We start from the raw sequence: 10037 nt of genomic DNA, 5'->3' as shown, positions 1-10037 counted from the left end.
TGAATTATGTGTGCATACATTTTTGTAGTTCGATGCCAAATCATTGTAGAGACGTAGCAATGCTACGTCTCTACATACCCGTGAATTGTAAATTCATATCTTGATTCAGCAACGCCGATAGTGGATAGTGGTTAGTGGATAGTGGTTAGTGGATAGTGGTTAGTGTTGGTGGTTGGTGGTAAAAACCAACTACTAACTACTAACCAATGTACAGACGTGCCATGGCACGTCTCTACAACCACTAACTACTAACTACTAACTACTATCTCTAAATATTTGTAGAAATTGCTTGGACTGGACAGGTGGGAATACACTGCTCACAGACAATGCAACGCGATCGCGTAAATGTTAGTTTATAGCTTTCGGGATTTAGGGTTAAGGCTTCAGTCGGACAAACTCCAGTACACAAGCCGCAATCAACGCACAAGTCTTCATCTATAACTATTTCTCCTAGGGTGTGCGAAACACTGATATTCTGCGATCGCATCCACTCAATCGCAGCATCCAGCTGATCTATATCTCCCGAAAGTTCTACTACCAACTTGCCAATTTGGTTCGGTGCTACTTGGGCGCGGATAATATTAGCGGCGACGTTGAAATCTTTTGCCAGTCGGTAGGTAACTGGCATTTGAATGGCGCGTTTGGGAAAGGTGAGGGTAACTCGTTTTTTCACAGTTGGGGAAATGTTTTTGTATACGCCTGTTCTCTGTTTTAGCGTATGCAGGGATACTCATTGTAGAAAGGGTGTAAGGAATTGGGGATTGGGGATTGGGCAAAAACAAGTCAAAAGTAAAAAGCTAAAAGTAAAAAGAAAGAATTTTTTCTTTTACCTTTTTACTTTTTACTTTTTACTTCTCCAGTCCCCATGCCCTATACCCCTTTATCCTGCTGCCTTCTAAAATAAAACAGTAAACTGAAAGATAACAGTACTTAATAAGTTTTAATAAATCTGTTATGAGTACGGATTCACCTGTAAATTCTCCAGTCAAGTCGGAATCAACTGTTGGCGCGCGTGTCAGAAATTTTTTGATTGCAATGGTGGCGATCGCCCTTAGCGTTGCCCTAGTCTTGGGACTAAGAACCGAGACTAGCTCAGCTTCTCTGGCTAAATTAGCAGAACAATCTACACCCTTGGAAGTGGCAATGACCAACGGCAAGCCATCGCTTGTGGAATTTTATGCGGACTGGTGTACTGTCTGCCAGAAAATGGCACCGGATATTACCCAATTAGAGCAGCAGTATACAGACAAAATGAACTTTGTCATGTTGAATGTGGATAACACCAAATGGCTGCCAGAGATGTTGAAGTATCGGGTAGATGGTATTCCCCATTTTGTGTTTCTCAACCAGAATGGAGAAGTTCTTGCTCAAGCGATCGGCGATCAACCTCGCACAATCATGGCAAGTAATTTAGAAGCCTTGATTGAGGATTCACCTCTGCCTTATGCTCAAGCTAGTGGGCAAGTTTCCAAAGTTTCAACATCACTAGCACCAGCACCTAGCCAAGATGACCCGCGCAGTCATGGCAGTCAAGTAGTGAATTAGAATAGCGTCATATATCTACAGGCTTTTAGCCTGTACCCTACATAAACTATGTATGCTACAGCTAATTTTCGTTGTACTTACTGTCATTACTGGTTCAGCGCTGTGTTCTAGCATCGAAACAGCGCTTTTATCAGTCTCTACACTCAAAGTACGACAGTTAGCACAGTCAAATCATCCTTCAGCATTAGCACTTTTGGCGATTCGTGAAAACATAAATCGACCAATTGCGACTATTGTTATTCTCAATAATACTTTCAACATTATTGGTAGTATTCTCACGGGTAGTGTTGCTACTAAAATTTTGGGATATAAATGGCTAGGTGTCTTTTCAGGAATATTGACCTTTCTGATTATAGTTTTTGGTGAAATAGTCCCAAAAACTATTGGTGAGCGCAACGCCGAAAAAATATCTATACTAGCTGCTTTACCTATTACTGGACTTACCTTTTTGTTCACACCTCTAGTCTGGATTTTAGAAAAAGTTACAGCACCTTTTACTAAAGGTAAAAAACGACCGACAACAAATGAGGCAGAAATTAAGCTACTAGCAAATATAGGTCATCAGGAAGGAATTATTGAACGCGACGAAGCAGAGATGATTCAACGGGTGTTTCGATTGAACGATCTGACAGCCTCTGACCTGATGACACCTCGAATCATGCTTACATATTTACGTGGCGATTTGACTCTTAGTGAGGCGAAACAAGATATTATTGCCTCGCAACATACACGGATTATTGTGACTGATAACTCTATCGATCAAGTGATAGGGGTTGCTTTAAAACAGAATTTGCTAACAGCGATGGTTGAAGGTAGGAGTAATCAAAAAATCTCTTCCTTAATACGGAAAGTTAGCTTTGTTCCTGAAACAATTCGGGCAGACAAATTGCTAAAAGGCTTCCTAGAAGCTCGCAATCATCTTGTAGTAGTAGTGGATGAATACGGGGACGTTTGTGGTGTAGTAACCTTAGAAGATGTTCTTGAAGTCATCACTGGTGAAATTGTAGATGAAACTGATAAAAGCATTGATCTGCAAGAAATTGCACGCAAACGGCGAGAAAGACTGTTAAAGTCTATGCGTTAGCCCTTCTCATTACTTTTGAGAAGAAATACATTGCTTCCACACACTACATTAAAGTTGATATAAAATGGATATATCGAAAAAAATCGATATAATGGGGGAATGGATACCAAAGATATTGACATCTTCAAAGTCCTGGCTAACGAAACTAGGTTACAAATCCTGCATTGGCTCAAGGAACCTGAAGTTAACTTTCCCTGCCAAGACGTAGACCCTCGCACAGTCGGAGTTTGCGTCAGTAGCATTCAGAAAAAAACTGGCTTAGCCCAGTCTACAGTGTCCCATTATTTATCTATGCTGGAGGCGACAGGGCTAATTGTCTCAAGCCGTCAGGGACAATCTACTTACTATCGTCGTAACGAGGAAGCTTTTTCTCAGTTTGCAGCTCATGTTGCAACTGATTTATAAATAAAAGCAAATGTTAATTGCTTGTGATATTGATTTTCTTATATCGAAATTGTTCGATATCTCTAATATTCAATTTACTGTTATTGTATAGGTGCGACAGACAAGCAACGGTCTATTTGAGGAAACAAGGATGCTAGCAACCTATTTGTTATTGTTAGTTATTGGTTTGGCTGCTATCTGGCTAGGACTCAAAGTACGTGAGGAGGTCTATCGCATTGCAGTTGTATTCAGTGGGGGAATGGTGCTGGTAATGGGGTTTGTATTAGCTCCATCAGCCGTACAGATAGGAGTTGTATTGCTTCTTTTGGGACTGTATCAACTGTATGCTCCACAGCCAAGATTTTAGAAAATTTAATAACCGTTAGAAATTTACTTTTCTAATGCAAATAAATGGTACAGCCATCAACAAATCAGAAGTCACGAGTAAAATTCATTTGTGGCTTGTGACGGGATGATTCTTGTAGGGTGGGCATCTTGCTCGCCCCAAAATACAAAGAACGGGCAAGATGCCCATCCCACAAAACCAACAAAATCATCTCGCAAATATGCAACGCCGAATTAAGAAAGTTTCTCGCAGAGTAACCAATTCTTGCCACAGGAATATCAAAACCACTAAAAGCACACCTACTATCTAAACCATCGCTACATTAGAAGATGAAGAAAGATCAAAGTTAGCCCAAACATGAGTGTAAACGCGACTATAACAGATAATCCTTTATTGAAAGGTACTGGCTTGCCTGATTTTGCCAGCATCAAACCAGAGCATGTAGTACCAGGGTTTAACAAATTACTGGCAGAATTAGAGCAAGAGTTAACCAAAATAGAAGCTAATGTACAGCCTACTTGGGACGGTTTAGTAGAACCTCTAGAAAAGCTAACAGAACGCCTAAACTGGAGTTGGGGTGTAGTGAACCACTTGATGGGTGTGAAAAATAGCCCCCAACTGCGAGAAGCCCATGAAACTGTACAGCCGCAGGTAGTACAGTTTTCTAACAAACTCAGCCAAAGTCAACCAATTTACAATGCTTTTAAAGCACTGCGTGCCAGTGACACTTGGGATACTTTAGACTCTGCCCAAAAGCGTATTGTCGAAGCTGCGATCCGAGATGCAGAACTATCTGGGGTTGGCTTGCAAGGCGAAGCGCGGGAACGTTTTAACGCTATTCAAATGGAGTTAGCTGAAGTTTCTACCAAGTTCTCTAACAATGTCCTGGATGCGACTAAAGCCTTTAGTCTGAAGCTGACAAAGAAAGAAGAAGTAGACGGTTTACCCCCGAGTTTACTTAGTTTAGCAGCACAAGCAGCCCGAGATGCCGGGGAAGAAAACGCCACTCCAGAAAATGGCCCTTGGTGTATCACTTTAGACTTACCCAGTTACTATCCTTTTATGCAGTACAGCACAAGGCGTGACTTGCGGGAAGTGCTTTACAAAGCTTATATTAGCCGTGCATCTTCGGGAAACTTGGATAATAACCCGTTAATAGAACGTGTTTTAGAGTTGCGTCAAGAACTGGCGAAGTTACTCGGTTACAAAACTTATGCGGAAGTCAGCTTAGCCAGTAAAATGGCTCCCAGCGTCGAGGCTGTGGAAAAACTATTAGAAGAACTGCGCCGCGCCAGTTACGATGCAGCCCTCAAGGAATTGGCAGAATTGAAAGCTTTTGCTGCCAACAAGGGAGCAGCGGAAGCAAATGATTTAAGACATTGGGATATCCCCTTTTGGGCAGAACGCCAGCGGGAAGAAAAATTTGCTTTCACAGCAGAGGAATTGCGTCCTTACTTTCCGCTTCCACAAGTGCTGGATGGCTTATTCGGGTTGGTGAAGCGGTTGTTTGGTGTTACAGTTACCCCTGCTGATGGTCAAGCACCAGTTTGGCATGAGGATGTGCGCTATTTCCAAATTGCTGACGAAACAGGTAGTGCGATCGCCTATTTTTATTTAGATCCCTACAGCCGTCCCGCAGAAAAGCGCGGCGGTGCATGGATGGATATCTGCATTAACCGGGGCAAACTCACTGAAAATGGAGTCAAGAAAACCCGTTTACCTGTAGCGTATTTGGTATGTAACCAAACGCCACCAGTTGATGGCAAACCTAGCCTGATGACTTTTGCGGAGGTAGAAACTTTATTCCACGAGTTTGGTCATGGTTTGCATCACATGTTGACTAAGGTAGATTATTCTTCGGCAGCAGGTATTAATAATGTCGAATGGGATGCTGTGGAATTACCTAGTCAGTTCATGGAAAACTGGTGCTACGATCGCGCTACTTTATTTGGCATGGCTAAGCATTACGAAACAGGTGAGCCTTTGCCAGAACATTATTACCAAAAGCTGCTGGCTGCAAAGAATTACATGAGTGGTAGTACAACGTTGCGACAGGTACACTTTAGCGTTCTGGATCTAGAACTGCACTACCGCTACCGTCCTGGTGGTAATGAAACTCCTAAGGATGTGCGCGATCGCATCGCCAAGACGACCACCGTCATACCACCTTTACCCGAAGATTCATTTTTATGTGCCTTTGGACACATTTTTGCCGGTGGATATGCAGCAGGATACTACAGCTACAAATGGGCGGAAGTATTAAGCGCAGATGCTTTTGCCGCATTTGAAGAAGTTGGTTTAGAAGATGAACAAGCTGTAAAAGCTACAGGTAAGCGCTACCGCGATACAGTCTTAGCCCTTGGTGGTAGCAAGCATCCAATGGAAGTGTTTAAAACATTCCGGGGTCGCGAACCGAGTACCGAACCTTTGCTAAGACACAATGGTTTAGTAGCTGCTTAAATTTATACTATAGTTCGCCACACTTTCATTGAAGTTCAAAGTAGGGGAAAAAGTTCAAGGTCAATTCCTTTCCCCTTTCCCCTTCTCCTCAGGAACGAGAGTAAATCAATTACGTCTCAATCTGGGTGGATACCGCCATTTGGTGAAATAGCCTAAAATTTTAAATTTGAATGTATCGCCCAGATTTTCTGAAAGTTTGCCTGTCTTGGCTTTTAAATTTACTTCTGTGCGGCTTATCCTTGACGGCGATCGCACAGACAAATTCTCAACCACAAGTCCCTAAAAAACCTAGCCACACAGACAACCGCAGCAAGCAAACTCGTAATATCCAAGTAAAAGTTCCTGTCAAAACTCTACCAGGACGGCGAGAAAGTGGGAGTGTACGTCGAGGAAACTGCATTTCTGGCGATCCAGCACTTCTGGCTTTACTGCTACCACCAACTAATCTGGGATTAACAACTGCTGCTCATCCTCAATTTTTCTGGTACACACCTGAAAATACAGCTCAAAGAACCCAGTTTTCTCTGTCTTATAAAAGTAGTATTTGATAGCAGCCTCAGCTATGTAGAAAAACTTTTAATAGCATATTTAAAATTTATTAATCACAAAAAATAGAATTTATATTGTTTTTTTGCCTTTCTTTGCAATACTTAACTCGATTTTAGTTAAAAAGAGTAAACATAGATTAAAAGTAATAAAATTCATAATCATTCGTTAAGTTTATCGTGCAAAATTGAGAGTAAGCTAAGTGATCAGAAGCCTAAGTACAAAATTTTGTCACTAGGCTTAAAGAAAAATAACAGTCATTGTGTTATTTGTCCTGCGTCATTTGTCATTTGTACGATTGCTAATGACTAATGACTGATAACTAATGACTAAGTTATTTAGCAAGGCGGTGAAAGTCAAAGCTTAGCCAAATTATTGAGAGAGCAAAAACCAAACTACGAAGGCGTAACGATGATACAAAACATTTTGCTGGCTGTCTCCGGATTGGGACACGCGGAAGAAATGCTAAAAACCTTGAAGGATGTGCCATCAATTCAAAGGGCAAAAGTTACAGTTTTGCACGTGGTTCCGCCACAAAGCACCGCCGAATCCATGACAGCTAAGTGGGAAGAAGGTGGCAAAATCCTGGCAAATGCTATTCAGTCTTTAGCCTTAAATCCTAGCCAAGTCTCTTCTATTTTGCGGCAAGGCGAGCCTAAGGATGTAGTTTGCCAAGTAGCAGATGAAATCGATGCAGATTTAATTATTATGGGTTCTCGCGGACTCAAGCGACTGCAATCGATTTTAGCTAACTCAGTAAGTCAGTACGTTTTCCAATTGTCTTCTCGCCCCATGTTGCTGGTAAAAGATGACATTTATGTCAAAAAAATTAACCGCATTATGGTGGCAATGGATAATTCTGATGCCTCAAAACACTGTTTGGACTTAGCTTTGTTTTTGATTCGAGATATTAAGGGAGGAGAGTTAATTCTTTCGCACGTGATCACAGATTTAGGAGGTGAATCTACTGCATCAGCAACTCAGGTTAATCCCGAACAACATCCTGTTTTAGCAGCAGCTGTCGCGGAAGCGAGAAAACACGGGGTGCAACCTCGTTGTGTACTTAGTATGGGTAAACCAGGTGAAAAAATTTGTCGCTTGGCAGAGGAGTTAAATGTAGATCTGTTGTTACTTGGTTCTCCGGATCGGCGTCCTTCCATTGCTAAGAGTTTCGTAGATCTAGACAGACTTTTAGGTGCTTCTTTGTCTGATTACGTGAGAATAAATGCTACTTGCCCAGTTTTGTTAGCACGAACTGCTGCTGCTTAAGGTCGCTCACGATTTTACGCTTGATCAATAAAAACCCCTACACTACAGGTGTAAGGGTTTCTTATTTTATACATGAAAAACAGAAAGTATTAAGTATCTTTTTTACTTTCGCGGCTAGCTGTTTGAATGTAAAGAATGATCAGAAAAACGGCGGGGACTAGCACAAACAGAATGCTGGCTACAAACCCCAGGTCATTAACCTGCATAGTCAGAAAGCCTCTCTTAGATTCCAGTCAACACTTTTAGGATACCATCATCACGGCTTGACCGAGTCATTAGTCATTTGTCATTAGTTAAAGATAAATGACTACTGGCAATTTTAATCGGGTTTTGTTACTACACTAACCGGGCCGTTCACTAAGGTTTGACAAGCAAGACGGTAATTTGCAGGCTTTTTCTTTAAAAAACGGTTCTCTACATCTGTAGGGGGCGAAAGATTTTCCTTTCCTTCAACGATCTCAACAATACAGGTGCCACACTGACCGTAGCCACCACAATTCATCATTTTTCCCCAAATTTTATAGATGCCAATCCCGTTTTCTAAGGCTTTTTGGCGCAGGTTGGCACCATTCGCAGCTATGACTTCTTTATTCTCTTTTACGAATTTGATGTTACCCATAGCTTATTCCTCGTTGACTGTTGCCTGAATGCTAAAACCGAATTTTTTACTTGACTTGGTGAAATGCTTTTTTTTATATTAGTTCACAAAATATTATAACAAAATATTAATAATTATAAATTTTTGAAAACTAAATTTTGGCAAAAATTAAGACAGGCAAGAGGCCTGTCTTTTCAAAAATATTATAGATTGATTAACTTACCTGAAACCCACGGCTGCTTGCCAAACAAAAGCCAACAGCAAGAAGAATAAGGGAATGAGTGGTAGAACATCTACCAAAGGGTCAAAAATTTGGAATGCTTCAGGCAATTTTGCTAATAATAGTGCTGTTTCCATTTTTGTTTAAATCCACCTATCCAACACAGCTTTCAGAATTGAGAAATATCTTAACATGCATTGGTCATTAGTCATTAGTCATTTGTTAGTGGTTAGTAGTTAGTGGTTGGTAGTTATTCTCCCACTCTTCCTAACTCCATTTCCTGAGGAATGAGCCACTTACCAAACTCTGCAACAAAGGTATTGTTCAATATTGCCTCTCGTATTCTTTGAGTAAAGCGAATCAATTCGGTGATATTGTGAATGCTCAATAAGGTATACGCCAAAATTTCTTGCGATCGCACTAAATGAGATATGTAAGCACGGGTGAAATTCTGACAAGTGTAGCAAGGACAAGTTTCATCTAAAGGCGTAAAATCTTCACGAAACTTAGCATTTTTTAAATTCCAGCGATCGCCCTGCACCATTGCTGTACCGTGTCTAGCCCAGCGAGTAGGAATCACGCAGTCAAATAAATCTACACCAGAGGCGATCGCAATTACCATTTCCTGATAAGTACCTACACCCATCAAATAACGCGGCTTATGGTGTGGTAGTAATGGTGCTGTCGCCTGCACAATCTTATGAATCAGTTCTGGTTCTTCACCCACACTCACGCCACCAATGGCATATCCCGGTAGATCCAAATTTGCCAACGCTTCCACCGCCTGACAACGCAAATCCAGATACACTCCACCCTGGACGATACCAAACAACGCTTGCTCCTCAGGGCGTTGATGGGCAGACTTACAGCGTAAAAGCCATCGATAAGTGCGTTCTGTGGCTGCTTCCACCTCTTGGCGGCTAGCTGTAGCAGGCGGACATTCATCAAAGGCCATAATCACATCCGCTCCTAGTGTATTCTGAATTTCGATGGACTTTTCTGGCGTCAACTTAATAATTTGACCATCGTGTGGCGATCGAAACGTCACACCCTCTTCAGAGATTTTACGCATTTCACTGAGGCTGAAGACCTGAAACCCACCAGAATCGGTGAGCATCGGCCCGTTCCAGCCCATAAATTTGTGCAGTCCTCCACCTCCAGCCACAATTGCTTCTCCTGGTTGCAAGTGCAGGTGATAGGTATTGGATAATATCATCTGTGCCCCTGTTTCTTTGAGTTGGGCAGGGGTGAGGGTTTTGACAGTTGCCAGTGTCCCCACCGGCATAAAACGAGGAGTTTCAACCGGGCCGTGAGGGGTAAAAAATACTCCAGCCCGTGCTTTCGTCTGGCTACAGGAAGCAAGACATTGGAAAGAAAAATTTGCGCTCAAGACTCTTTTGTTGGTTGTTGGTTGTTAGTTGTTAGTTGTTAGTTGTTGGTTGTTGGTTGTTAGTTGTTAGTTGTTTAGAGTTGATTTATAAAGTAAATCTTAAGTAGGGGAGCCAGTGCGTTGCGGGGGTTCCCCCCGTTGTAGCACGTGGCGTCACCTGGCGTTGTGTCACGGCTTTAGCCTGACGCACCATGT

Annotated in this window: 12 protein-coding genes; 7 read left to right on the top strand and 5 right to left on the bottom strand. The window is 42.0% G+C overall.

Going from position 1 to position 10037, the window contains the following annotated elements; translation table 11 throughout:
- Positions 1–268 precede the first annotated feature (268 nt).
- A complete protein-coding gene (locus HXY43_RS25880; RefSeq protein ID WP_026731784.1) occupies positions 269–673 on the bottom strand; it encodes an NIL domain-containing protein in 405 nt (134 codons plus the stop codon).
- Positions 674–954: 281 nt separating this feature from the next.
- Here HXY43_RS25880 and HXY43_RS25875 point away from each other — a divergent pair, with 281 nt between their 5' ends.
- The 7 genes from HXY43_RS25875 to HXY43_RS25845 all read left to right on the top strand — a co-directional run bounded on the left by HXY43_RS25875 (position 955) and on the right by HXY43_RS25845 (position 7634).
- Positions 955–1545: a thioredoxin family protein gene (locus HXY43_RS25875; RefSeq protein ID WP_290889838.1), complete on the top strand. Its 591-nt coding sequence runs from the start codon at positions 955–957 to the stop codon at positions 1543–1545.
- Between the two features lie 52 nt (positions 1546–1597).
- Positions 1598–2629 carry a hemolysin family protein gene (locus HXY43_RS25870; RefSeq protein WP_290889835.1) on the top strand — a complete coding sequence of 344 codons (1032 nt, stop codon included), beginning with the start codon at positions 1598–1600 and terminating at the stop codon, positions 2627–2629.
- A gap of 99 nt (positions 2630–2728) precedes the next feature.
- On the top strand, positions 2729–3034 hold the full coding sequence (locus tag HXY43_RS25865) for a helix-turn-helix transcriptional regulator (protein WP_026731787.1): 306 nt from the start codon (positions 2729–2731) through the stop codon (positions 3032–3034).
- A 130-nt stretch (positions 3035–3164) separates the two neighbouring features.
- Positions 3165–3380 (top strand): hypothetical protein, encoded by a 216-nt coding sequence (locus tag HXY43_RS25860; protein WP_026731788.1) that lies wholly within the window; start codon positions 3165–3167, stop codon positions 3378–3380.
- Positions 3381–3716: 336 nt separating this feature from the next.
- A complete protein-coding gene (locus tag HXY43_RS25855; RefSeq protein ID WP_290889829.1) occupies positions 3717–5819 on the top strand; it encodes a M3 family metallopeptidase in 2103 nt (700 codons plus the stop codon).
- A 170-nt stretch (positions 5820–5989) separates the two neighbouring features.
- Positions 5990–6367, top strand: a complete 378-nt coding sequence (locus HXY43_RS25850; RefSeq protein ID WP_290889826.1) for a DUF928 domain-containing protein — start codon at positions 5990–5992, stop codon at positions 6365–6367.
- A 409-nt stretch (positions 6368–6776) separates the two neighbouring features.
- Positions 6777–7634 (top strand): universal stress protein, encoded by an 858-nt coding sequence (locus HXY43_RS25845; RefSeq protein WP_290889822.1) that lies wholly within the window; start codon positions 6777–6779, stop codon positions 7632–7634.
- An 89-nt stretch (positions 7635–7723) separates the two neighbouring features.
- On the opposite strand, the gene psbM is transcribed toward HXY43_RS25845, so the two are convergent.
- The 4 genes from psbM to tgt form a co-directional block, all read right to left on the bottom strand.
- On the bottom strand, positions 7724–7840 hold the full coding sequence (gene psbM, locus HXY43_RS25840) for a photosystem II reaction center protein PsbM (RefSeq protein WP_026731792.1): 117 nt from the start codon (positions 7838–7840) through the stop codon (positions 7724–7726).
- 113 nt (positions 7841–7953) lie between these two features.
- Positions 7954–8253: a 2Fe-2S iron-sulfur cluster-binding protein gene (locus HXY43_RS25835; protein WP_290889817.1), complete on the bottom strand. Its 300-nt coding sequence runs from the start codon at positions 8251–8253 to the stop codon at positions 7954–7956.
- A 198-nt stretch (positions 8254–8451) separates the two neighbouring features.
- On the bottom strand, positions 8452–8589 hold the full coding sequence (locus tag HXY43_RS25830; RefSeq protein WP_026731794.1) for a photosystem II reaction center protein K: 138 nt from the start codon (positions 8587–8589) through the stop codon (positions 8452–8454).
- Positions 8590–8702: 113 nt separating this feature from the next.
- Complete coding sequence (tgt, locus tag HXY43_RS25825; protein ID WP_290889812.1) at positions 8703–9842, bottom strand: tRNA guanosine(34) transglycosylase Tgt; 1140 nt, start codon at positions 9840–9842, stop codon at positions 8703–8705.
- Between the last annotated feature and the right edge of the window lie 195 nt (positions 9843–10037).

This window comes from Fischerella sp. (genome assembly GCF_013388695.1).
In the GTDB taxonomy this organism is placed as follows: domain Bacteria; phylum Cyanobacteriota; class Cyanobacteriia; order Cyanobacteriales; family Nostocaceae; genus PCC9605.
Note: the sequence above shows the minus strand (reverse complement) of the source record. Positions and strands in the feature narration are given on the sequence as shown.